This window comes from Pedobacter sp. AC464 (assembly GCF_979253075.1).
In genome coordinates, this window is the sequence record NZ_CEEDBV010000001.1 from 1,691,979 (window position 1) to 1,715,343 (window position 23,365).

Here is a 23,365-nt window from a genome sequence, read left to right on the forward strand (position 1 = left end):
ACCGACATAATTAAGCTTCTATTGGCCTTTGTCACCAGAAATTACCGTAAAAGCGTCATTCACATCTTTCTCTTTCAAAACGCCGGTTTTTGCATTCTTAAAATTGTTGTTGCCGATGGAAATGTTTTTCGTTCTATCTCCGCTAAGCCTCAAATACGTGTCCGTACCGGCAACCGGAAAGGCATTATAAATAAAAGCTTCACTAACATTTTTTAAATCGATAACAGGCGTTTTTGCGACTGGCGAATAGGTTTTAACATTGTCTATGGTTAAATATTTTACGTTCGTCATCGCAACTGCAGCACCAATTTCGGTATTAACCTGAACGTTATGAAATTCAATTTTATTCGAATTAGTAATGTTGAATCCTGTTTTAGCATCCATGTTAATATCCGTGAAGCTTACATTTTCGATAGGCATTTCTTCCAATCCGTTTAAGTAAGCAGCCTGATTAACCTGCCCGGTAATATTGCTGAAATGGATATTTTTAAACTTTGGCGTACGCTCTGAAACCGGCTCAGGATTGGTTTTAGCGTACTGCATATCTAAAACAATTGCCTGCTGGCCAATATTTTTCATAATGATATTGCTAACCCGGATTTCTTCAACAACACCGCCTCTACCTCTCGCAGTTTTTATCCTGATTCCGCGATCAGTTCCATCAAAAACACAATTGGAGATGGCAATCTTGCGAACATCGCCAGACATTTCGCTGCCAATAACCACGCCGCCATGTCCGGATAACATCGTACAATTCGTTATCGTGTAATTTTCTGCCGGAACAGCCATCTTCCGGCCTGGCGCATCTTTACCTGATTTTATGGTGATGCAGTCATCGCCTACGCTAATATGGCAATCTGAAATATGGACATTTTTGCATGACTCGGGGTTAATTCCATCGGTATTTGGCGAATGCGGGTTATTAATGGTAACGGCATGAATTTTTACGTTTTCGCAAAATTCAGGATTGATGGTCCAGAATGGCGAGTTTTTTATTGTGATGCCATCAATAATTATATTTTTACAGAACATAGGTTGTATAAACGGCGGGCGCAGAAAACCACGTTTCATCTGCTTAGCATCGTCAGGGAGAATAATGTCTTTATTCAACTCATCAAATGTTTTTTGCCATTTAGTACGTAGCTGGCCTTCCTTGTAACCTTCAACAAAATCCCACCATTTTTTTCCATGTCCATCAATTAAACCGCGGCCGGTTATCGAAATATTCTCAGCCTTATATGCGTAAAACAGCGGCGAAAATGAAGTTACATCAACGCCTTCATACCTGCTTTTAACCATGGGCAAATAGTCATCGAAATTATCGCTGAAATGAAGTTCGGCACCGGCATCGATAAAAATTGTAATGTTACTTTTTAAATGGATTGAACCTGTTAAGTACTTTCCGGCAGGAAAATAAACCGTACCACCGCCAGCTTTCGAAGCGGCATTAATGGCATCTTTAATCGCAGTTGTAGCCAATTTGCTGCTATCGTTTTTTGCACCATACTTTAAAACGTTGTAAAAAGATTGGCCATGAGTTTCAGAAGCCAAAATAATGGCTAAAATAAAAATCAGCGACTTCAAAAATGCGGTGGAATATTTCATGTAAGCTTCTGTTTACCTAATTTTCAACTCAATTTAATTTTAACCGGCTTTAAGTTTTTGCTTTTGTAGAGCACCTCGCCGTCGGCATAAATAAAAAACCCTTTTCCGTTGTAGTATTTGCTGCCATTTTTATCCCAGATAAGCGTAATTGTTTTGCCATGATAGGATACATTTTCTAATTTAAACCAATCCCATTTTCCCTGCGGGATGAGTGGATAAACTTCCAGAACATTATCCATTCGTGGTTTGAGGCCAATTAAATCACTGATAATCAAATCGCAGAAAGTAGAATGATTATAAAAGCTACTTCTTGGATTATCGCCCTTTAACCATTCTCCATTTTTCTCATCCTGGTATTCACCAATGTAAGGCTTGCCGTTTTTCTGATGTGATAAGGCATATTTATGCAATTCATCATAGAAAACATCATCAGTCATTTTTCCATGATTTTTATAATTTACAAGGAGGTTTGATAGACCTTTAAGCGTTTGCGAACTGGCAAAAGGCCACAATGCACCATCCCATTCACAGCTGTGCCCTGTTCCACGGGTCCTGAAAGTCGGATTTCTGCGTTCTGCAGTAGTTAAACCCCATGGAGCATTAAATCCAGCGGTATCAAGCAATTGATTCCAGGCTGTAACATAAACGCTTTTATCATCCGGCAGGTTAAAATCCCAGGGCGTAAAACCAATCGCTTCCCTAACGTTAGCTATGCCTTTTTTTGCTAGTTTCGTTTCAAAAAACGAGGAAGACTGATTCCACAAACTATCCTGAACCAGTTTTTTCAGCTGTGCGGCTTTTTGCGCATACTTTACCTGCAGAGCTTGTTCTTTTAGTAAACCGGCTATAGTAGCGAGGGCTTTAGCATTTCCATACATATAACTATTAATGGTTGGTCTCCTGTTTTCATCTTTTCTAGAACCGCTGATTGATTCTTCCATTCCATCCTTTACATCGTGTTGCCAGAACAAGCCACTTTTAAGCTGCCTTTCCTTTTCCCATTTTTGATAATCTACATCGAGTGCCGGCAAAATGTTTTGCAAGAAACCAGCATCAGGTTTTACCATATAGTTGGCTAAAACAGCATCGTCTACCCAACTGCTAAACTGATGAAAACGTTGTTTCGTTTCCCCAACATCGGCCTTGTAGAGCCAAAAATTAATGTACTCTTTAAGGTATTCGTTATTTTTTAACCATCGGCCTTCGTAAATATGGTGACCTAAAGCGCAGCTAATCGAATTGTATTTTCCTGCATGTTTTACAGGTTCGATAAACTCCGTAAAGATGAAACCTTCGGGCGTTTTAACCAGGTGCTTACGATACGACCACCACCGGTAATAATAGTTCTTTTCAATTATTTCATCCGGGCATTCAAGTAATGGAACATTCTCCGCTAACCAATCGTACGACTGCACATTTGGAATAAAATTTTTGACAGCCTCGGTATCTATCGAGTTAAAATAATCAACATAGGTTTTTAATTTCGCTTTTAGCGGAACCGGTTTTTGCTGTGCGAAGCCTGCAGCACCAACAAATAAACAAACTGCGACTATAAAATTTTTCTTATTCACCATCATTCAAATAACCAATCAATATCTTTCCCACGTCCATCCAATCCTGCATTAAAAATTCTCAATTCTTGTTTATCATCAATAAATCCCAACACTAAACAAGCGCCCTTACCTAAGGTTAAAGTGTGGGTGCCTGCGGCGAATGAGTATGCGTGCACATTTACAGGCGCAAAACCATTTACAACCATTGCATTCGAAATTTTAATTTCCGACTGACCATAGTTATTAGCACTCGCATCTATTTCCAGCTGTGGTGGAAGCAATGTTTTATTGTCTTTCTGGTTAAAATAACCAACCAGGAGTTTTACCGACGTTTTTGTACTGAATTGAATTTCTGTTCCTTTTTTTATCTGGTTTTCTCTTGAAAACTTTAGTCCTTTTAAACCAACTAACTGCGCCGCAACTTCCTTAATATAAACGGAAGTATCTGCGAAAACCTGTACATTGTTATCAATAGAATAGGTGTCAATTGCTGGAGATAACAATTTCACCTCAGCATTTTTATATGGGACAATCGCTAAAACGGAAGTTGTTTTCACCGCCTTTAAAGAGTCGATGCTATGTTTAAAGTGGTTAAGCTCACTGGTAAACACCGGCATCATTTCTTTCCAATGGATGAAAGTTTTATCTACACCACGCATCGGGATTTTGCGCTGTTTCGTTTGCATGCTGTTTGCGTACAGGTACTCGTTTTCAGTTAACTTGCTAAGCGTACTATAATATTTTAAACTGTTTTCCAGAAAGGGCAAGGCTTTTTCCAAATCAGCAACATCATTAGAATATTTAAATCTCAAAACCCAAAGCGCAGCTTTCACTTTTTCGGCGTAAGAATTTGCCAGCGCATCATAACAATACATGTCGTTTTTCAGCCTCCTGAATTCGGCAGTATCCTTTTTTACAAATGCCGAAGCTTCGTTAATTGATGCCACTGCATTTTTACCATGCAATACAACTTCCCTTGCAATTTGCACGGGCGTTTCGCCAATGTGCCCTTGTTTTTTCCACTCTTTTTCGGCGTAATCGATTATCATTTCTCCTTCAGGCGCTTCAGATTCATACATCAAGGTGAATAAACCGTAGCGGAAAGGATTGATTAACTGAGTCATCAGCATTCCCAAAGTTAGGGTTTGCCTGTTTCCATCAGTTATTCCGTACCTGCGCAAAAGTTTTGGGGCAATCTCTCCCGACGCTTCATATGCAGTTAAGATTGATTTGCCGGCACTAAGATTTGTGCCGTATTTTTTTGCAAGTTCATTTCCCCAATAGGTAATTTCTCCTGCTCTATCACGCTGGCTATTCCAAGAGTAACGAGCCCATTCCTTATACCATATCCAGTCGCGGTCAATTTGTAGTTCTCTGGTTTTTGTCTTATCGGCCGTATAAGGCCAATCCCAATAGCTGGCCTGCGGATACAAGTGCAAGCCTTTAGCACCGTAAATTTTGTTCATCGCCTGCACAGATTTCTGAATAAAATCTGCTGAACCATACCTAAACGGCTCTAAATTGGCCAAAATGTGGACATTTGAAATATTTACACTTCCTATCGAAGCCAGTTTTCTATTCAGCTCTGCCCATGCGCCCCTTGGTGCGTAAGTGGTTAGTGCTTCACCGTTAAATTTATTTTCTGTGTAAAGGTTTTTGTAAAGCGGTAAGGCAGCTTTCATCACCGCAGGAGCATCCGTATCGTGCGCACGTAAAACAATTGGGGGTTCGTTCTTGATGCCAGCAGCTCTTAAACCATCTTTAACACCAGGAATTATCGTTTTTGTAAACCAATCTATATCATCTTTTCCTACACCCTCCATTGCTTCACCCAGCGCTACCATTAAGCCAACATTCGGGTACTTTTCTACAAAGGCGGCGATGGATTTCCGGGTATAATCAGCAATGATTGGGATAATTGGTCGGTTGCGATCCTGTGTTTTAAGTCCGTGTTTATCTGCAAATGGTTTTGGAATGATGATGTTATAAAACATCTGGATCACCCAAATTCCCCTTTTATCAGCCTCGGCAGTTAAAAACCTGAAGATTTCTTCGTTTTTCTTAAACGTTGCATCATCGACCTCAACTGCGTAGGGATACTCTTTTAGTTTAATAAGTGATGAAAAAGGATGGCCATTCCACAAATAAAGTGAGTTATAACGGTTCTCGACCATCATATCCAGATACTTTATCCAAAGTTGCTTATCGTAAAGCCAGGGAAAACTTTCGGGTGTGTAGGGATATTCATAAACATCATGACCGGGCAGATAATCTGTTTTTTGCAACCCAATGCATGTTCCCCGCATTACCATTTCCGGGTGATCAGTCAATTCGATTTTCTCCGGGATTTTGCCGTTTCCCCTAATTCTTTCTACCAACTCCAGGCAGCCATATAGTGTTCCCGATGCATCAAAACCAATTACAAAAAGTTTATCATCCGCATAGGAAATTAGAAAACCTTCCTTCCCGGCATTTTGAATACGTTTTTTAAATGCTTCAGGTATGCTTTTTGAAATTGCACGATCCTGGAATTGACCAATAATTATGGAACCTTTTTTAGAGGCAAGCGCCGAATTCGCATTGATTTTCTTTAGCGAAGTTTGGTAGCCAAATTTTTTTAATTCCGCTAAAACCTTCTCTACACCGAAGCCAACACGCAAATTGTTGGTAGCAGAAACTAGTATTGATTTTTCCTTTTCAATATGGCTTGTTGTTGCAAAAGATACCAGTGGAAACAGTAAAATAAAGAAGATTGAAATCAGATGGTTTCTCATTCGATCGGTGCTAAAGACAAACCTTTTTGAAAGGTTTTAAGACTACATTTGGTTAAAATATTATTTAAATATAAAAATATTATTCAAATATAAGTAATATCGCAGATTGGTTTTGTAAAATTCCTGCAAGGTAGAATCGGTTATCAGCCAGTTCGGGTTGATGCAGCATCAGCCAGAATTCGCCGAAAAGTTAAGGTTTTTTTGAACCAACAATCGTTTTATTTGCACCCGGAGCTTTGAATAAGCAGCTGAATGAATATATTTAGCCACATTTATTTATCTGCTTACTCCTATTGTTTAAGAATAATATTTAATTTAAACCATTATTATAAAATATGTTTTCACTAAAAAATAAACGAGCAGTAGTTACAGGAGGCGGAAGCGGGATTGGAAAAGCAATTGCAACCATTCTTGCGAGGCAAGGTGCCGAAGTACATGTAATTGAGTTAGGAGCCGAACAGGCCGAAACTACTTTAACGGAAATTGAAAGTTTAGGTGGTAAAGCGATCAGTTATGCCTGTGATGTGGCCGACCATGATGCGGTTAAACAGGTTTTTGAAAAAATAGGCAATATTGATATACTGGTTAACAATGCTGGGATTGCGCATATTGGCAAGGCAGACACCACGGAAGAATCAGATTTTGATCGTGTAATGCGTGTAAATGTCAAAGGTGTTTATAACTGTCTGTATGCGGCCATCCCGAAATTTCGGTTATCAGGTGGCGGTGTTATCATCAACATGGCTTCAATTGCATCGTTAATTGGTTTACCAGATCGCTTTGTTTACAGTGCTGCCAAAGGGGCCGTGAAAGCGATGACAATGAGTGTTGCAAAAGACTACATTGGTGAAAACATCAGGTGTAACTCCATATCGCCAGCCAGGGTACATACCCCTTTTGTTGATGGATTTCTCCAAAAAAACTATCCTGACAACATTCCGGAAATGTTTGAAAAGCTTTCTAAAACTCAGCCAATAGGCAGGATGGCAAAACCCGAAGAAGTTGGCGCACTCGCTCTGTATCTGTGTAGCGATGAAGCTTCATTTATAACAGGCTGCGACTACCCTATTGATGGCGGTTTTACTACTTTAAACAACTAATACAAGAAAAAATAAATAAGTAAAAATGAAATTAATACGATTTGGTGAAGTAGGTTTTGAAAAACCAGGTGTAATCATAGAAGATAAATACTACGATGTTTCATCGCTGGTTGGAGATTATAACGAAGAGTTTTTTGCCGGTGATGCGCTTGAAAAATTAGCTTCAGAGATTAAGACAGCGAGTTTGCCTGGAATAGATAAAAGTGTTCGTTTGGGTGCTGCACTTGCACGCCCCTCCAAAATAATTTGCGTTGGCCTAAATTACAAAGACCACGCTGCCGAAACCAATGCGCCTATCCCTTCAGAACCGATTTTGTTTTTTAAAGCAACTTCGGCGATAGTTGGCCCAAATGATGATTTAATTATTCCAAAGAACAGTTCAAAAACGGATTGGGAAGTGGAACTTGCCATCGTAATCGGGAAAAAGGCGAGCTATGTAAGTGAAGGAAATGCGCTACAACATGTTGCAGGTTATGTTTTACACAACGATTATAGCGAGCGTGAGTTTCAGCTGGAAAGAAACGGGCAATGGGTTAAAGGAAAAAGCTGCGATACTTTTGCGCCAATCGGGCCATTTATTGCAACGCCCGATGAGCTTAATGATGTGCACAACCTTCGGCTGTGGTTAACCGTTAATGGGAAAACTTTGCAGGATGGCAATACATCGAACTTAATTTTTAACGTGCCTTTTATGATATCCTACATCAGCCAGTTTATGACGCTTTTACCTGGAGATGTTATTACTACCGGCACACCTGCGGGCGTTGGTTTAGGACAAAAGCCAGAGCCATGGTATTTAAAAGAAGGCGATGTTGTGGAACTGGGCATTGACGGTTTAGGAAGTAGTAAACAGGTGGTTAAAGCCTACAGCGAAAAATAAAAATGGAAAGACATTGCTTTACGCTCGATTTAATTGATGATAAAGAACTAATTCAGGCTTATAAAGAATACCACCGAACCGTTTGGCCGGAAATTAAAAACAGCATTACCTCGGCTGGCGTAAAAGAATTGGAAATTTATCTATTCGGTACTCGTTTATTTATGATAATGGACGTAGACAGTTCGTTTTCTTTCGAGGCGAAAGCAAAGTCGGACCTGGAAAATGAAAAAGTTCAGGAATGGGAAAAGCTAATGTGGAACTATCAAAAAGCATTACCTGGAGCCAAGCCTGGCGAGAAATGGATGCTTATGGAAAATATTTTTAAGCTAGATTGAAAGGTATGATAGATACGCATGTACATTTTTGGAACTTTGACCCGGTAAAAGATTCCTGGATTACGGAAGAAATGAGTGTGATCAGGAAAGATTTTAAGCCCGAAAATTTAACCGAAACCTATCGCGAACTGCAAATTAACGGGTGCGTGGCTGTTCAAGCCAGTCAGTCTGAATCCGAAAATGATTTCCTGTTAACACTAGCCGATAAGAATGAAATTATAAAAGGAATTGTTGGCTGGGTTGATTTAAAAAGTAAAGACTTAGAAGAACGTTTAGAATATTGGTCAGCTTTTAAGAAAATTAAAGGTTGGAGACATGTTTTACAAGCTGAAAATTCAGACTTTATCCTATCTGACGATTTTGCCCGGGGAATAAAAGCCTTAAAAAAATACAATTATACTTACGATCTGTTGTGTTACCATAATCAACTTCCCGACATAATTAAACTTGTTGACAAGGAAGCTGACCAACCATACGTTTTAGATCATTGCGGTAAACCCGATGTTAAAAGGCAGGATTTAGAAGTTTGGAGTGAGCATATAAAGCTTTTAGCGCAAAACCCAAATGTTTATTGCAAACTTTCTGCATTGCTGGTAGAAGCAGATTGGAAAAACTGGAAGGAAATAGAAATTTTTAATTGTTTCGATGTAATATTTGAACATTTCGGAACCAATCGTGTGATGTACGGAAGCGATTGGCCTGTCGTATTATTAAGCAGGCCTTATGCCGATTGGTACAACTTAGTATTAAAATATGCTTCTAAATTCAGTATTCAGGAACGCGAAAACCTGTTCCTGAATACTGCTTCTTCGTTCTACAGCTTATAAAAAACTATTTCAAGAATTTGTAAGTAGTGCTGGTTTTATAGGTTTCGCCAGGTTTTAGCTCCGTTGAGGCAAAATTTGTGTGGTTTGGGGCATCAGGAAAATGCTGGGTTTCCAAACAAAAAGCAGACCGGTGAGGATAAGATTTACTACCTTTTCCGTCTTTGTCTGCACCGGTTAAAAAGTTTCCGCTGTAAAACTGCAAGCCCGGCTCTGTGGTATAAACCTCCATCGAAATACCGGTTACATTACTTTTTACGATAGCTATCGCTTTCTTGTAGTCATGTTTATTCAATGCAAAATTGTGGTCGTATCCTTTGCCAAAAACAAGTTGCCCATCTTTCTGCTCAATATCTTTTCCAATCGTTTTCGCCTTGTTAAAATCAAACGCGGTGCCGGCTACCGGCTGCAATTTGCCGGTCGGAATCAAGGTAGAATCAACCGGAGTGTAAGCATTTGCATCTATAAACAACTCGTGATCCAAAATCGTTGGGTTTCCTTCACCATTTAAATTGAAGTAAGCATGATTTGTTAAATTCACAATTGTCGTTTTATCAGTTGTTGCAGAATAGTCTATTTTTAATTCATTATCATCTGTTAATGTATAGGTTACGGTAACATCCAATTTCCCGGGGTAGCCTGCTTCACCGTCTTTTGAAGAATACTTTAACTCCAGTTTAGTTGTATCTATTTGTTTAGCATCCCAAACTTTTGAGAAAAAACCATCCGTTCCACCGTGTAATGTATTCACGCCATCATTTAGCTGCAGCTGATAATCTTTTCCTTCCAAACTAAACTTTCCCTTTGCAATTCGGTTTCCGTAACGCCCGATTAACGCTCCAAAAAACGGCTCGCCTTTTTTTCGGTACGAACCAATACTATCATAGCCCAATACCACATCGGTTAACTTATTATTCTTATCCGGCACTAAAAGGGAAACAATTCTTCCCCCATAATTTGTAATAGAAACAGAGGCGCCTTGTTTGTTTTTTAGCGTATACAGGGAAACCGCTTTGCCATCAATGGTAGCACTATAACTGGTCGAATCTGTTTTCGCTGCATTGGATGATTGTTTTTCGGGCTTCGGATTACAAGAAAAAATTAAAGTTGAAACGCATAAAGTCGCAATGGAAACTGCAGATAGAATATTCTTTTTCATAAAGATTATAATTTGGTTAAGGCTAAAGTAATAAAATAATTAACGTTATTATAACGATTATATTTAATATTGTTCAACGTTTTAACAACAAAAAATATAATCTACTTTAGCACTTTACTATGCAAGTTTTAGATTTTAAGCCCAAAGCCTTTATATTCGATTTAAACGGAACCATGATTAATGATATGGACTACCATACGTTGGCCTGGCATTCCATCATCAATGAAGAGCTTGGCGAAAATTATTCATTTGAGTTTGTGAAGAAAGAAATGTATGGTAAAAACCATGAAGTTTTAGAACGCATCTTCGGAAAAAACAGATTCACGACTGAGGAAATAAACAGCCTCTCAAAAGATAAGGAAAAGCGCTATCAGGAGGCGTATTTCCCTAAGCTTGCTTTAATAGACGGACTTGACGGGTTTTTGAAAAATGCCGAAGAAAGCGGCATTTCAATGGCAATAGGCTCTGCAGCAATAGGATTTAATATAGATTTTGTACTTGATGGTTTAAACATCCGTAACCATTTCAATGTAATTGTTAGTGCTGATGATGTGCTGGTAAGCAAGCCAGACCCTGAAACTTTCTTAAAAGCAGCAGCTGCATTAAACGTAAATCCTGCTGACTGTTTAGTTTTTGAAGATGCGCCAAAAGGTGTTGAATCTGCGCTAAATGCAGGCATGAAATGCATCGTATTAAAAACCACACATGATGTCGGCGAATTCGATGCATACCCAAATATTTTGGAATTTATTGATAACTTCAACGATCCGATTTTGAAAACGCTTTTATAAAAATGGCAAAATACATAAATGAAAACCCTGTTCTTGTAGCTGTAGACTGTATTATATTTGGTTATGATGGAGAACACCTTAAACTTTTAGTTATTAAACGGGCTATTGAACCTGTTAAAGATAAATGGAGTTTAATGGGCGGATTTATTGGAAAAGATGAAGATTTAGACGGTGCGGCCAAACGAATTTTATTAGAACTCACGGGCTTGCACGATGTTTACCTCGAACAATTTCATGCTTATGGCTCGCCTGATAGGGACCCGATAGAGCGGACAATTTCGGTTGTTTATTTTGCTTTGATAGACATAAATAAATACAGCAAACAAATAAACGACCAATACCATGCAGAGTGGTTCAAGCTTAAAGAAGTGCCCGAATTAATCTTCGATCATAACATTATGGTTAAAGCTGCAATGGACAAAATACGATATCAGGCGGCACTACATCCGATTTTATTCGAATTGTTGCCGAAAAAATTTACTATTCCACAGCTTCAGAATCTTTATGAACAGGTTTATGATTCGCCGATTGACAACCGCAATTTTATCAGGAAAATTACCGCCAGCGGTTTGTTAATTAAGCAGACTGAAAAAGACAAATCGAGTTCGAGAAGAGGTGCATTTTACTTTAAATTAGACAAGCAAAAGCATAAAGCCCAGTTTCAATCTTTTCTAAGTTTCATATCGAAGCCAAAGCTTTAATAATTAATTTTTCTAAATTCCAGCGCTGATATTCCTTTTACTTTCTTGAAATTGCTTACAAAAGAATTTGCCTGCTCAAATCCGAGGATTTCTGCTATCATAGACATTGAATAATCCGTATGAATCAGCAATTCTTCGGCCTCCCGCATAAGTCTGGCGTACAAAAGTTCAGGGAGATTTTTTGAAAACGCCTTTTTTAAGAAGGCATTAAGTTTTCTCGAACTCATGCCCATGCCCGCAGCATAAAACTCGGTAGCCCTTTCGGTTTTAAAATACTGCTCCAATATTGCCCTAAAGCGGAGCACTTGTTGCAGTTCATCAACGTTTAAATCCATCAGTTCGGCGTTTAAAACGGCCGAAAAGCCGAGCACAAGTGATAGATATTGCGCAAGGTAAGAAACATCGCGTTTAGCTAAAATTTCTCTTTTGAGCTGTTCAAGTAAGGTAAAAGCTTTTTGCGCCTGTATTTTCGTTAAGTCTTTAAAAGATAAAGTCATGAACAGGTTTCGGGACTGTGCATCGCGATGCTGCAACAAAAATTCTGAATACAATAAACTACTAAAACTGAGCCAATAAGCTGAAATAATTTCTCCTTCAAGCCGAATTATGCCTTCTTCCGGAATGAAAAACACCCGACCCGGCGAGAGTACATAATCTCCCGAGTTCATACACAGTAATCCGGTGGCATCTTTTATAATCAATACCCTAATCGGAAAGTCTGCATTCAGTGCCTTATCTCTTTTAAACCTGCCCTTGATATCTTCCAGTTGTATCATTTTATATCAAAGTCTCTTATTTTAGTTAGACAATATAACACCCTACTGCTGTTACATCACAAAATAGACAATTTACACTAACTTTCGAAATATCGAGTCTAACCCAAAACCAACGCGTTCGAATAATTCCGCTCAACCTACTTCGTGCAAAAGATTTCGGTTACGTTGCTGTAACGTTTATAATCAATTAGATTTCAACTCTTTCAGGGAATAAAAAATGTCTTCAAATATATTTTTAAGCAAATTTGTAATATTAATAATACGGTTTTAAGAAAAAAATGCTAAATCTAAAACCATTGTGCAATGCAAATGTTACTTAGCTACCATGAGAAATTGTATAGCAATTATTACTTTATTTCTTTGCATTACGTCATGCAAAAAAGAAATTCCTGAGCCTGATGTTGTTAAAATGGATGTTTATTCGACAAAGATTAAGCATGCTAATTATAATGAGCCAGACATGCTGAACTGGTATATTAAAGCGGCAACAAAAGGGGGTTATTTCTATATGTCGACCACCAAAGATGTAACTAATTTTCGCGATTATGATTTCAGCTATTCTACGCAGTTGCCAAAAGAATTAGCTGGAAAAACGCCATATAAAGGTGTGGTCGTTTGGATAAATCAGCTAAACGGAGATCTGTTATTTGATATTACCGGCAAAACAGTCGCTCCCTCAGGCATGGACTAATTTCTTTTTTTCCTAATTTCGCAGCCCAAATTAATATCTAATACAGCTGCAATGCCTAAATTTTTATATGGAATCGATTTTGGAACTACTAACTCTGCTTTGTCTATTTTTGATGAGGACAAAAAGGAAATTGTTTCAACCATCTCCATCCCATCACTAATATACTTTAATCATATTTCAAAATCATCAAATGGTGATAATTATGTAATTGGCGAGCAAGCCATTAGCGAATATTTGGAAGATGGCATGCGGGGAAGATTTATAAAGTCGATTAAGCAAATCCTTTCTCGAACTACTTTTACCGAAACAAGGATACAAAACAAACGTTACTCGGCAGCGGATTTAGTAGCCTTAATTTTAAAAGATTTAAAGCAGAAAGCCGACAAAATAACCGGCTTTAATTGCACGAAGGCGATAATTGGCCGACCTGTTTTTTTTGATGATGACGACAGCCAAAAAGATACGCTTGCGCAAACCCGTTTAAAAAAAGCTGCCGAAAGCGCCGGCTTCACCGATATCAGGTTTCAGTTTGAGCCAATTGGAGCGGCATTTGCCTACGAAAAACTTATCACTAAGAAAGAAAAGGTTCTGGTTGCCGATTTAGGCGGTGGAACAACAGACTTTACCTTCCTAACATTAGACCCGGCAAAAGTGGGCAGTAATGATAGAAAAAGTGATATGATTACTTCCGGAGGTATTTATATTGGTGGAGACAGTTTGGACTCGGCCTTTATGTGGGAAAAAGGCACACCATATTTCGGTAAAAACACGCAGTATGAAGCTACCCGCGGTCAGATTCTCAATGTTCCGAAATCACTTTTCGCCAACATTTGCTCCTGGGATAAAATGAACTTTTTTAACGGGCAGAAAATACAGAAAGACATTGATGACTATTATTACTTTTCTGGCAATGATAGAAAATTTAAAAATCTAATTACCTTGATTGAACATAATTTGGGTTACTCCGTTTTTCAGGCAATTGAAAAAACAAAAATCGAACTTTCGAGCAACCACTTAAGTGATTTTAAATACTCGAAGCTCGGGATTGAAATTGATGAAGAAATTTCTATTGATGAGTATAATCGTGTAGTTGCAAAAGATATTCAGCGAATTGATGACTACCTGGACAAGTTTTTACTCACCCACAACATCAATCCAACCGAAATTGATTGCCTGTTTATGACTGGCGGGACATCGATGGTAAAGGCAATTAAGCACTTGTTTAAAAACAAATTTCCACACATCCCGGTAAACTCCGGCGATAATTTTAACAGCGTAGCAAACGGCCTGGCTTACAGCGGCTATCTGTTCGCAGAACCATAAAAGTTGCGTGCAGTAATTTAATCAAAAAACAAATCAGCGATTACTTGGATAACCCAGAATCAGCCCTTCTTGCCGCCGCCAAAAATTACACAGAAAACGCTAAAACCACCTGCGATGAAAACAACGCCAAGTACAAAATTAAGTGTATCGCCCATTCTGTAAGATATAGGTAATAAATGACATTACGCAGACTTTAGAAAAATTTTCGTATTCTGAATAGGAATAAAAAAGCTAACCCGTCATTAGGCTTTAATTTCAGTTGCTCAACGGCCTCATCAAGCAATGCTTTAGCAATTTTTTAGCGGAATTTGTAGTGTAAACCTCGTTTCAACAGCATCAGAATGTACATCAATTTTGCCTCCATGAGCTTTGGCAATCTCAGAAGAAATAAAAAGCCCTAAACCAAGTCCTTTTTTATTCGATTTCACATCGCCCCTTGAGAAAGGCTGGAAGAGATTTTGAATCGCTTCGCTCGAAATTTGAGGCCCTTTATTCGTGATGGACAAATTGAATTCATTGGCTGGAGCATTTCCCTTCACAACCACCGCTTCCTGCGGGTCGCCATAACTTAAAGCGTTTCCGAGCAAATTAGAAAACAGTTGTGCAATACGTTTTCCATCACAGTTTACCGCTTGTGGCAAATCGAAATTTACGTCGATAACCCGTTCGGGGTAATTAGCCTCCATTTCGGAAATTACCTCGTTTAGTATTGGCTCTAAAGCTTCATTTTCATCACGATAAAGCTTAATTCCATCGCCCAGTCTTCCGCTTGCGAAATCGAGCATATTCTCAATCAGGCCATTAATCCTTACTGACGAATTTTGAATGATATCTGAAATCTTTAAAATTCGCTCATCAGCAGTTAACCGTTTTAACAATTGTGAGCTATTTAATATTGCATTAAGAGGATTTCTTAAATCGTGACCCAAGACCGCAATAAAATGCTCCCTCAATTCAGCAATTAAGCGCTCCTCCGACAAATTTTTATTACTTGAAGCAACCTGTTCGAGCGCATCCAAATGAAAAGAAATTAGTTCGGCGAACAAATTAAACATGGCTATAATCTCCGGAGAGTTTAATACATGCGGCTTTGGGTCGATAGCACAAAGGGTACCAAAAAATTCGCCCGTTTTGAGCATAATTGGAATGGAAATATAACTCTGAAAACCATATTTTAATGGAGTATGATGGCTCCGAAAATTGGGGTCTTTGGCAACATCATCTATAATTACCGGCTTATGGTGCTGCCGGATCTCGTTACAGATTGTGCTTTCCAGTTCGAGTTCACTTCCTGCTTTAAGTCCGAAATCGATTTCATCGAGGAGCGCACAGGCCACCCATTTCTCGTCAGTTACCCTGGCAACCGCCGCAAAACCCATTCCTGTAGTTTTACAGATAACCTGAAGTATATTCGGAACGGCAGATATATTGTTTACAGCTTCTATATCTGCTTTAAGATCTATTGTAAGTGGAGATGATTTTTTTTTCAAGTTTTAATCCTCAGTTTGTTCAAATATATTAAATGGGAAGTTTTAATATGGTTTCAAACCGTAAAGATATTGTTATATTTTTTGTATTGAAAGTAAAAACGGGCTTGTTCAATCTTTAAAATGTAAAACTAGAGCTGTATTGCAAAAACAGTCAAATTACCTTGGGTTTTCAAAGAAAAATCGAAACCATGATTCAACAAAATTTCCCTTACCAGCGTTAGGCCAATTCCTTGGCCATCTTTCTTGGTACTAAAGAACGGACTAAAGAGTTGGCCGGCGTTTTCTTCGGAGATTCCTTTTCCATTGTCACTTATCGATAACCTGCGTTTTTTTTCGTCAATCGCAACTTTGATAATTCCATTAGTTTCAACCGCCTCAATTGAATTTTTTATGATGTTTATGACTGCCTGTTCCAGCTGTTGGGTATCAGCGAAAATGAAATAAGGCTCGTCAGGCAACGCTAATTCAAAGCTTACCTGCTTCTCACTTGCCGCAAAATACATTAACTCGGTTACAGATTTTAATAAATCAACGAGGTTGATTTTCTTTCTGTTCGCTTCCGGAAGCTTAACTAAATCTGCAAAATTCCGCATAAAAACATTTAAATTCTGATTGCGCTCAACAGCAACTTTCATGGCATTATTGAGCATTTCCGTATTATTTTTTGCCCATATTTCCTTTTGAGCCAGTGCGGTGGTTATTATTGAATTTACGGGCCCAACTGTATTATTAACTTCGTGCGCCATCATTCTGATAACTTTACTATAAACACTTTTCTCCGCAGCAAAAATTTCAGCGGTTACTTCCTCCAACATCACAAAAATCCGCTCAAAACCCCTGTCGATGAATCTGGATTTTTGAATTTTATACGTATGTAAACCGTCGATACGCAACATTTTCGACGTTCCTGTTTTCATTTGCTCAATTTGATTGCTCAACAAATCGGGTGTGGCATTTAAAATTTCGTTTGCCTTTGGATTAATTTGTTTTACGCGGCCATCGAAATCGAGTATCAGTATTCCTGTTGGTGAGGTTTGAATAAGCTTTTCGAGAAAAAAATGTTGCGCTTCCTGCTTCGTTCTTTCGGATCTCAACTCGTCGATCATTTTGTTGTAAACATCCACCAATTCATCTACCTCGTGTTTTCCGGTTGCTAAAAATTTAACATTAAAATCTTTATCCTTTATTGCCGAAATGCCTTGCTTTAAATAGGATAGCGGACTTATCAATTGCCTGTAAAGGCTTATCGAAATTAAAACAGATATAATGATAAAAACCTCTGCCAGCATAAATATAAGCTTATCCTTTTCGAAAATAAGATAGCTCATCACCAGGCAAATGAAGTGAAGAATAACGATAAAAAGAATATACTTAGTCTTCAGTTTCATTAAATGGAATTTGATGTTTTTCCAGACGGCGATAAAGCGAGTTTCTTGTTATGCCGAGTGATGCCGCAGCTTTAGTAATTCTGTTTTTGTGAAAATTCATGGCTTGTTTCACCATCTCAGCTTCCATTTCATCTAAAGTCATGGTTCCAACGCCCGGAAGTTTCACCTTTTGGTTTTTTAGAGGCGATAAGTTCAACTGCGACTGGAAGTCTTCAATGCCAAGTTCATTTTTGTTACTGATCAACACGGTGCGCTCCACTAGATTTTTGAGCTGACGAATATTGCCTGGCAGCGGTAATTGTTGCAACCAACGCATTGCTGACTGCGAAACGGACAATTCCGGCCGGCTGTAAATTTCCTTCATATTACCGATAAAGAAATTCACCAGCAACGGAATATCCGCCGAACGTTCGCGAAGAGCCGGTAAATGAATTGTTATTAAATTTATCCGATACAGCAAATCTTCCCTGAAAAGACCGGAATTTACCATATCATTCAGATTTTTATTCGTGGCGCAAACCACTCTTGTATCTACAGTTTTGGTTCGGCTGCTGCCCAAAACCTCGTAGGTTCTGTCTTGCAAAACGCGTAAAAGTTTTACCTGACTCGAGGCCTCCAGATCGCCAATTTCATCCAGAAAAATAGTGCCTTTGTTGGCCATCTCAAAACGGCCCGTCCTATCGAAACGGGCATCGGTAAAAGCCCCGCGAACATGGCCAAACATTTCACTTTCAAACAGCGAAGAGGAAATGCCACCCAAGTTGACCTTAACAAACGGTTTAGCCGAGCGAATGCTGTTTTCGTGGATAGCTTCGGCAATGAGCTCTTTACCGGTACCACTTTCGCCGGTAATTAAAACTGACGCATTTGTTGAAGCGACACGGCCTATTGTTTCCAAAATACCCAGCAAAGTTTCATCGTTACCTATAATCTGCCTAAAGTTATACTTTTTATCAAGCTCCTTTCTGTTACGTGAACGCGGCTTTTTATCATTTAGCTCAAGTAAGGTTTGAACAGACTGCAAAACGTATTCGTTATTCCAGGGTTTGTTTATAAAATCGTTGGCGCCAAGTTTCATACCTTCTACAGCGAGTTCGATACTTGCCCAGCCTGTTATTAAAATGATTGGCACGGTCGCATTTACAGACCTGATTTTTTTCAACAAACTCATACCCTCTTTGCCAGATGTATCAATTGAGAAGTTGAGATCCAAAATAACAAGCTCAGGCCTTTGTGTTTCAAAAACCTCAAAAGCCTGAATTGCATTATCTGCTACAACAACCTGATTTTCTTTACTTTGCAAAAGAAGTGAGAGTGATGTTCTTACCGCTAAATCATCATCAACAATTAAAATCATATTCAAAGTTAAGATAAGTTATTCTTCATGCAATGCAACGGCGGGATGAATGCCCGCAGCTTGTTTGCCCGGATATAGCGAGCAGATAAAAACAAGTGCATAAATAAACAGCACGGAAATTAAAATTGAAATTAAATAAACGCTTGCCGGAACGTTAAAAACATTTAACAGTGGAAACTGAACAGCGAAAAAACACCCTACAACGAGCGACAAAGTTGCCAGGATTAATGCCTCCATGACAAGCTGATAAGAAACAGCGCTTCCACTTGCACCAATAGCCCGGCGCAGGCCGATTTCGCCCCGGCGCTTATTTATATTGTACCATAACACGCCAAACAGCCCGAGTGCTACATTGATAATTAAGAAGCTGGCAATAATTATAAAAATAACCATTGGTATTATTGTTATTTCATTCTTTGCATCTCGCATTTCATCAATGTGCTGAATTTCTACCGCATTATTTAGCGATGTAGCCATAAATTTATACAGCTTGCTTTCAAAAGTTGCATCTGCGCTTTCCCCAACCTTAATCAGAATGTTATGGTTATTTGCCAAATAGCCGGTGTCAAGCTGGCTGAAGATAGCACTTCCGGCCGGCCAAAAATCACCGTTTGTTTTAATATCCCGCACCACGCCAATCACTTTCATTTTGTTCTTATCCTCATAATCCCCTACTAACTTACCAATTGCCGGTTCGTTCCCAAACATTAACTTTTTTAGGGTTTCGTTAATGATTATTTTTTGATTTGTACCTACCGCATCTTCAGGCGAAAACCAGCGGCCTTCAAGCAAAGAAACGTTCCAGACTTTTTTATAACCTTCGCCAACAACATAATTGTTCACGAAATCAAACTTTTTTCCGTTTTGATGCACTCCGGTACTCATATTACTACTCGAGTATGGGAAGTTGGCACTCGCAAACGTAACTGCTTCTACCTCAGGCATCGCTTGCAACGATTTGTATAGATTGTCATAAAAAATTGCAAGCGAATCGCGGTTTTTTGGTAGTTCGCCGTTATCGTAACTGATGGACCAAACCCTCTTATAATCGAAACCAAGTGGTTTGCTATAGTTTTGATAGTAGTAAGTAAGAAAAGAAAAAACAGCAAATATAACCAGGAAAGACACCAGGATTTCGGAAAGGAAAAGGAAATTCTGTTTCCTTTTATTCCATATTAATTTAAATAAATGTTTGTACATGATAATTGCTTCTAAGATGATTTATTGAGCTTTTAATGCCTTTACTACATTCAATTTAGACATTCGCCAGGCAGGGTAAACGCCTGAAACCAGGCCGAAAAGCAAGCAAGCAATGAGGCTGTAAAAAAGCACTGTGAAATTAATGCTGAGGTGCATATTTGAGATTAAATTTGCGCCGTTTATAAGGTAAATTATAATGGCAGAAAGCACTACACCTATAATGCCACCTAAAAAAGTAAGAATTAAATTTTCGACCATAAATTGGTAAACAAGTGTTTTAGACGATGCGCCAAAAGCCTTTCTTACGCCAATTTCAGATGACCGCTCCATAATTCTTGTAATTTTTATATTCACCAGGTTTATTGTTGGCAGCAGCAAAAACAAGAGCACAAGTAAACCCAATATCGAAACCACCCTTGTTGAACCATTATTTGTCCCATCGCCAAATACTCTTCTGGTCATACTGGCAAAAAAGGGATCTGCATTGCTGTAAATGTGATCGAAATCTTTAGGTACCGGAACTTTCTTCATCATTTGATTGTATTCCTTCTGCATCTTCGGAACATCGGCTTTATTTTTAGCCAGCAAAACCGCGTTGAAAGACCCCATCAAGTCGGTGTTATTTTTTATTTCTTTAGCCAGCGTGTAAGGCAAATACATGTCGCCACTAAAATTATACAGCGTTTTGGAAACATTTGCAACCACACCAATTACCCGGTAATTAATATTATCTGCTGAGATATATTTCCCGATAACATTTTTTTCATCACCAAAGTAGGCCTTCTTAATTTCCTCAGAAATGACGGCAACTAAAGCAGAATTATCGATGTCTTTTTGCGAAAATGGCTTGCCTTCCAGAAACTTGTATTCGAGTACATTCCAGTAATCGGCGTTGGTGTACTTATATTCTATCACAATTTTTTTATTGTTCACGTAAGCATTGGAGGCCTTCGCTCCCGATGAAATGCCCATCATTTCTACATTTTTTAATTTTGAAACATAATGTTCGAAGAAATAATAGGAAACGTCACTTCTGTTCATCCAACCCTGTTTTTCATTTTTGTACTCCATCGTGGCAACGTAAAGTGACCGATCTCTTTTGTAATCGGGATAGTCGGGGCTCAAAATTTTATCTACAAAGGCCGTTGCGACCATTAATATTGTTAAGGTAAAGCTTATCCCAAACAGGCTGATGAAAGTGAAGAACTTTCTTCGTTTTAACACAGCCAAGGCGATTTTGAAGTAATTTTTTAGCATAGCTGAAATTTATTGAACTTGAGAACCATCAAAAAGGCGAACCAACCGATGTGTTTTATGCGCCATACTTTCATCGTGCGTAACCATTACGATTGTTGTGCCTTCATTTTTATTTAGATTGATAAGGATTTCCATAATCTCGTTTCCCATCGCACTATCCAGGTTTCCGGTAGGCTCATCGGCTAAAATAATTTGAGGATTGCCCACAATTGCCCGTGCAATTGCAACCCGCTGCCTCTGCCCGCCAGAAAGTTGCGTAGGAAAGTGCTTTAAACGATTACTTAAACCAACTTTTTCCAAGGCTTCTGTTGCCAATCTTTTTCGCTCCTTTGCTGATGATGTGCGGTACAACAGAGGTAACTCAACATTATCCAAAACCTGCAAGTCGTTAATTAAATGATAACTTTGAAATATAAAACCGAGTTTGTGGTTTCTGAACTTTGCCAGTTTCTCATCAGAAAAGCTGCTAATATCCTGACTATCGATTTTTATATTTCCCTTTGAAGGCTCATCCAGCAAGCCCATGATGTTGAGCAGCGTGCTTTTGCCGCAGCCAGACGGGCCCATTATCGACAAAAACTCGCCTTTGGCAATGTCCAGACTAATCCCATTTATCGCCAGCGTTTCTACCGTATCTGTTCGGTAAACTTTTTCAATATTTTGTAAGCGTATCATATTGTATAATTAGTGATTAAGATTTATTAATAAGTTATTTTGCTGTTTTTTTCGAAATCATAGAGTGATAGGTACCTTAACTGGTAGTAAGCGCCCCAAAAATCGCGAAGCGAAGAAACATAATCTCGCTTCGCAGTATCGTTTTCCTGGAAGGCGATGCTTAAATCGGTGATGCTTAAATTGCCCAGCACATAACGCTCACTTGCAATTTTGTATTTTTCGGCAGCAATTTTCTCAGCGGCATCCGTTAGTTTAATCTGCTCTTTCATCATATTAAAAAGCGTTACCTGCGTTACTATTTGCTGCTTAAAAGTTTGCTTATCCTGTTCTACAGCATAAGCTATAAATTGCTCATTCGCCTGGGCGGTTTTAGTTCTTGATTTGGAACGCCCCCAATCCATAACCGGAATTGATAACTGTAACTCAACTGATTGCTGGTTTTTTGGGTTGCGGTAAACATCAAAAGCCGTTAAGCCAGCGTTAGAATAGCCAAGATTGGCTCTCAAAGTTGCCTTCAAACCGTTTTCGCCTCTTGCTTTGGCAACATCTCTTTTGGCTTCGGCAAGCCGGCGAATAAAACCAATTGCATCAGAACGGTTTTCAAAAGCTTCCGACAGCACTTTCTCAGTTGCAACCGTCATCTTGGCAACCACCTGAGGCATATTTAACTTTATCCTATCATCGCCTTCCATACCCGTATAACTGCGGAGGTTTAAGGTAGCAATTTCAACATCACGCTTAGCAGTACCCACGGCTTTTTGAGCGTTTAACACTTCCAGTTGCAACTGCAAAATTTCATTTTTAGAAATTTTGCCTAATTCAAATTTAGTATCGGCAATTGTCAGTATTCGTTTAGTATTGGCATAATTTAAATCGGCAATATCAAGATTTACCTGCGCCAATAATAAATCGAAAAAAAATTCGCTTACCGTAATGGATATCTTTTCCTGAGTTTCGATAAAGGTTTGCTTGCTTTCATTGTATTTTAAAGGCTCGATTTTTTTATCCCATTTCAAACTGTTAAACTGCAAAAGTGGCTGTGTGTAACCGATGCCGTATGGTATGCCGTTATAGAGCACATTATTTCGGTCAAAATCGTCGAATCTTTGCAGTTGGGTTGTACCATAAATTGTTCCACCGGTTGCAGCAATACTCTGGCTAAAATTTAACGTAAGCGAAGAATTATCGTAATGTACGGGTTGAAAAAGGATTGTTCCATTTGGCTGCTGAACCTGGGTATAAGTTTTTGTATAGCCCGGCAAAACGCCTTCGAGTGCTAATTGCGGTTGATAGTTCGATTTAAAGGTTCTCCACTCCCAATATTTGGTTTCCTTAACGGTTAATGCCTGTTTTGCGGCAATAGAATTTGCCTTTGCCATTTCAACAACCTGTGGCAAACTCAGTTTCAACGTGTCGGTTTTTGGCAGGGCAAAGGTTGCTAAACCATGCAAAATCATTAAAACGCTAAATAAAAATTTCTTCATCG

20 protein-coding genes are annotated in these 23,365 nt (G+C 38.8%); 8 read left to right on the forward strand and 12 right to left on the reverse strand.

Annotated features, from left to right (window positions below):
* Positions 1-18: 18 nt before the first annotated feature.
* Genes AC0IWT_RS07165 through AC0IWT_RS07175 form a run of 3 tightly spaced genes read right to left on the reverse strand, consistent with a single transcriptional unit; the run spans position 19 to position 5,932 of the window.
* Entirely contained in the window at positions 19-1,605 is a 1,587-nt protein-coding gene (locus tag AC0IWT_RS07165; protein WP_471796617.1) for a glycoside hydrolase family 28 protein, read from the reverse strand.
* Positions 1,606-1,628: 23 nt separating this feature from the next.
* Positions 1,629-3,182, reverse strand: a complete 1,554-nt coding sequence (locus AC0IWT_RS07170) for an MGH1-like glycoside hydrolase domain-containing protein (RefSeq protein WP_471796618.1) — start codon at positions 3,180-3,182, stop codon at positions 1,629-1,631.
* Positions 3,179-5,932: an alpha-d-galacturonidase gene (locus AC0IWT_RS07175; protein ID WP_471796619.1), complete on the reverse strand. Its 2,754-nt coding sequence runs from the start codon at positions 5,930-5,932 to the stop codon at positions 3,179-3,181. The genes AC0IWT_RS07170 and AC0IWT_RS07175 overlap by 4 nt, the downstream gene beginning before the upstream one ends.
* 335 nt (positions 5,933-6,267) lie before the next feature.
* Here AC0IWT_RS07175 and AC0IWT_RS07180 point away from each other — a divergent pair, with 335 nt between their 5' ends.
* Genes AC0IWT_RS07180 through AC0IWT_RS07195 form a run of 4 tightly spaced genes read left to right on the forward strand, consistent with a single transcriptional unit; the run spans position 6,268 to position 9,074 of the window.
* Positions 6,268-7,032 carry an SDR family NAD(P)-dependent oxidoreductase gene (locus AC0IWT_RS07180; RefSeq protein WP_471796620.1) on the forward strand — a complete coding sequence of 255 codons (765 nt, stop codon included), beginning with the start codon at positions 6,268-6,270 and terminating at the stop codon, positions 7,030-7,032.
* Positions 7,033-7,057: 25 nt separating this feature from the next.
* A complete protein-coding gene (locus AC0IWT_RS07185; protein ID WP_471796621.1) occupies positions 7,058-7,912 on the forward strand; it encodes a fumarylacetoacetate hydrolase family protein in 855 nt (284 codons plus the stop codon).
* Between the two features lie 2 nt (positions 7,913-7,914).
* Complete coding sequence (locus tag AC0IWT_RS07190) at positions 7,915-8,247, forward strand: L-rhamnose mutarotase (RefSeq protein ID WP_471796622.1); 333 nt, start codon at positions 7,915-7,917, stop codon at positions 8,245-8,247.
* 5 nt (positions 8,248-8,252) lie between these two features.
* On the forward strand, positions 8,253-9,074 hold the full coding sequence (locus tag AC0IWT_RS07195; RefSeq protein WP_471796623.1) for an amidohydrolase family protein: 822 nt from the start codon (positions 8,253-8,255) through the stop codon (positions 9,072-9,074).
* A gap of 4 nt (positions 9,075-9,078) precedes the next feature.
* Here AC0IWT_RS07195 and AC0IWT_RS07200 read toward each other — a convergent pair whose 3' ends face one another.
* Positions 9,079-10,230, reverse strand: coding sequence for an aldose epimerase family protein (locus AC0IWT_RS07200; protein WP_471796624.1), 1,152 nt, complete (start codon positions 10,228-10,230; stop codon positions 9,079-9,081).
* A 119-nt stretch (positions 10,231-10,349) separates the two neighbouring features.
* Here AC0IWT_RS07200 and AC0IWT_RS07205 point away from each other — a divergent pair, with 119 nt between their 5' ends.
* Together AC0IWT_RS07205 and AC0IWT_RS07210 are read left to right on the forward strand one after the other, a co-directional pair.
* Positions 10,350-11,021, forward strand: coding sequence for an HAD family hydrolase (locus AC0IWT_RS07205; protein WP_471796625.1), 672 nt, complete (start codon positions 10,350-10,352; stop codon positions 11,019-11,021).
* A gap of 2 nt (positions 11,022-11,023) precedes the next feature.
* Entirely contained in the window at positions 11,024-11,722 is a 699-nt protein-coding gene (locus tag AC0IWT_RS07210) for an NUDIX hydrolase (protein ID WP_056871107.1), read from the forward strand.
* Here the strand turns inward: AC0IWT_RS07210 and AC0IWT_RS07215 are convergent.
* On the reverse strand, positions 11,719-12,498 hold the full coding sequence (locus AC0IWT_RS07215; RefSeq protein WP_471796626.1) for a helix-turn-helix domain-containing protein: 780 nt from the start codon (positions 12,496-12,498) through the stop codon (positions 11,719-11,721). The two genes, AC0IWT_RS07210 and AC0IWT_RS07215, sit on opposite strands and share 4 nt — an antisense overlap.
* A gap of 325 nt (positions 12,499-12,823) precedes the next feature.
* On the opposite strand from AC0IWT_RS07215, the gene AC0IWT_RS07220 reads away from it, so the two are divergent.
* Together AC0IWT_RS07220 and AC0IWT_RS07225 are read left to right on the forward strand one after the other, a co-directional pair.
* Positions 12,824-13,189 (forward strand): hypothetical protein, encoded by a 366-nt coding sequence (locus AC0IWT_RS07220; protein ID WP_471796627.1) that lies wholly within the window; start codon positions 12,824-12,826, stop codon positions 13,187-13,189.
* A gap of 51 nt (positions 13,190-13,240) precedes the next feature.
* Complete coding sequence (locus AC0IWT_RS07225; protein WP_471796628.1) at positions 13,241-14,512, forward strand: Hsp70 family protein; 1,272 nt, start codon at positions 13,241-13,243, stop codon at positions 14,510-14,512.
* A 287-nt stretch (positions 14,513-14,799) separates the two neighbouring features.
* On the opposite strand, the gene AC0IWT_RS07230 is transcribed toward AC0IWT_RS07225, so the two are convergent.
* The 7 genes from AC0IWT_RS07230 to AC0IWT_RS07260 form a co-directional block, all read right to left on the reverse strand.
* Positions 14,800-16,002: a GAF domain-containing sensor histidine kinase gene (locus AC0IWT_RS07230; protein WP_471796629.1), complete on the reverse strand. Its 1,203-nt coding sequence runs from the start codon at positions 16,000-16,002 to the stop codon at positions 14,800-14,802.
* Between the two features lie 128 nt (positions 16,003-16,130).
* Positions 16,131-17,390 carry a sensor histidine kinase gene (locus AC0IWT_RS07235; RefSeq protein ID WP_471796630.1) on the reverse strand — a complete coding sequence of 420 codons (1,260 nt, stop codon included), beginning with the start codon at positions 17,388-17,390 and terminating at the stop codon, positions 16,131-16,133.
* Entirely contained in the window at positions 17,374-18,747 is a 1,374-nt protein-coding gene (locus AC0IWT_RS07240) for a sigma-54-dependent transcriptional regulator (protein WP_471796631.1), read from the reverse strand. The genes AC0IWT_RS07235 and AC0IWT_RS07240 overlap by 17 nt, the downstream gene beginning before the upstream one ends.
* An 18-nt stretch (positions 18,748-18,765) precedes the next feature.
* Positions 18,766-19,947: an ABC transporter permease gene (locus tag AC0IWT_RS07245; protein WP_471796632.1), complete on the reverse strand. Its 1,182-nt coding sequence runs from the start codon at positions 19,945-19,947 to the stop codon at positions 18,766-18,768.
* Between the two features lie 21 nt (positions 19,948-19,968).
* Positions 19,969-21,204 (reverse strand): ABC transporter permease, encoded by a 1,236-nt coding sequence (locus AC0IWT_RS07250; protein WP_471796633.1) that lies wholly within the window; start codon positions 21,202-21,204, stop codon positions 19,969-19,971.
* 9 nt (positions 21,205-21,213) lie between these two features.
* Entirely contained in the window at positions 21,214-21,879 is a 666-nt protein-coding gene (locus AC0IWT_RS07255; protein ID WP_056871115.1) for an ABC transporter ATP-binding protein, read from the reverse strand.
* Positions 21,880-21,905: 26 nt separating this feature from the next.
* On the reverse strand, positions 21,906-23,363 hold the full coding sequence (locus AC0IWT_RS07260) for a TolC family protein (protein WP_471796634.1): 1,458 nt from the start codon (positions 23,361-23,363) through the stop codon (positions 21,906-21,908).
* Positions 23,364-23,365: the final 2 nt, after the last annotated feature.

Excerpts from the sequence above, each read along its gene's own strand:
- AC0IWT_RS07165 (WP_471796617.1), bottom strand. The coding sequence starts at position 1,605 with ATGAAATATTCCACCGCATTTTTGAAGTCGCTGATTTTTATTTTAGCC.
- AC0IWT_RS07170 (WP_471796618.1), bottom strand. The coding sequence starts at position 3,182 with ATGATGGTGAATAAGAAAAATTTTATAGTCGCAGTTTGTTTATTTGTT.
- AC0IWT_RS07175 (WP_471796619.1), bottom strand. The coding sequence starts at position 5,932 with ATGAGAAACCATCTGATTTCAATCTTCTTTATTTTACTGTTTCCACTG.
- AC0IWT_RS07180 (WP_471796620.1), top strand. The coding sequence starts at position 6,268 with ATGTTTTCACTAAAAAATAAACGAGCAGTAGTTACAGGAGGCGGAAGC.
- AC0IWT_RS07185 (WP_471796621.1), top strand. The coding sequence starts at position 7,058 with ATGAAATTAATACGATTTGGTGAAGTAGGTTTTGAAAAACCAGGTGTA.
- AC0IWT_RS07190 (WP_471796622.1), top strand. The coding sequence starts at position 7,915 with ATGGAAAGACATTGCTTTACGCTCGATTTAATTGATGATAAAGAACTA.
- AC0IWT_RS07195 (WP_471796623.1), top strand. The coding sequence starts at position 8,253 with ATGATAGATACGCATGTACATTTTTGGAACTTTGACCCGGTAAAAGAT.
- AC0IWT_RS07200 (WP_471796624.1), bottom strand. The coding sequence starts at position 10,230 with ATGAAAAAGAATATTCTATCTGCAGTTTCCATTGCGACTTTATGCGTT.
- AC0IWT_RS07205 (WP_471796625.1), top strand. The coding sequence starts at position 10,350 with ATGCAAGTTTTAGATTTTAAGCCCAAAGCCTTTATATTCGATTTAAAC.
- AC0IWT_RS07210 (WP_056871107.1), top strand. The coding sequence starts at position 11,024 with ATGGCAAAATACATAAATGAAAACCCTGTTCTTGTAGCTGTAGACTGT.
- AC0IWT_RS07215 (WP_471796626.1), bottom strand. The coding sequence starts at position 12,498 with ATGATACAACTGGAAGATATCAAGGGCAGGTTTAAAAGAGATAAGGCA.
- AC0IWT_RS07220 (WP_471796627.1), top strand. The coding sequence starts at position 12,824 with ATGAGAAATTGTATAGCAATTATTACTTTATTTCTTTGCATTACGTCA.
- AC0IWT_RS07225 (WP_471796628.1), top strand. The coding sequence starts at position 13,241 with ATGCCTAAATTTTTATATGGAATCGATTTTGGAACTACTAACTCTGCT.
- AC0IWT_RS07235 (WP_471796630.1), bottom strand. The coding sequence starts at position 17,390 with ATGAAACTGAAGACTAAGTATATTCTTTTTATCGTTATTCTTCACTTC.
- AC0IWT_RS07240 (WP_471796631.1), bottom strand. The coding sequence starts at position 18,747 with ATGATTTTAATTGTTGATGATGATTTAGCGGTAAGAACATCACTCTCA.
- AC0IWT_RS07245 (WP_471796632.1), bottom strand. The coding sequence starts at position 19,947 with ATGTACAAACATTTATTTAAATTAATATGGAATAAAAGGAAACAGAAT.
- AC0IWT_RS07250 (WP_471796633.1), bottom strand. The coding sequence starts at position 21,204 with ATGCTAAAAAATTACTTCAAAATCGCCTTGGCTGTGTTAAAACGAAGA.
- AC0IWT_RS07255 (WP_056871115.1), bottom strand. The coding sequence starts at position 21,879 with ATGATACGCTTACAAAATATTGAAAAAGTTTACCGAACAGATACGGTA.
- AC0IWT_RS07260 (WP_471796634.1), bottom strand. The coding sequence starts at position 23,363 with ATGAAGAAATTTTTATTTAGCGTTTTAATGATTTTGCATGGTTTAGCA.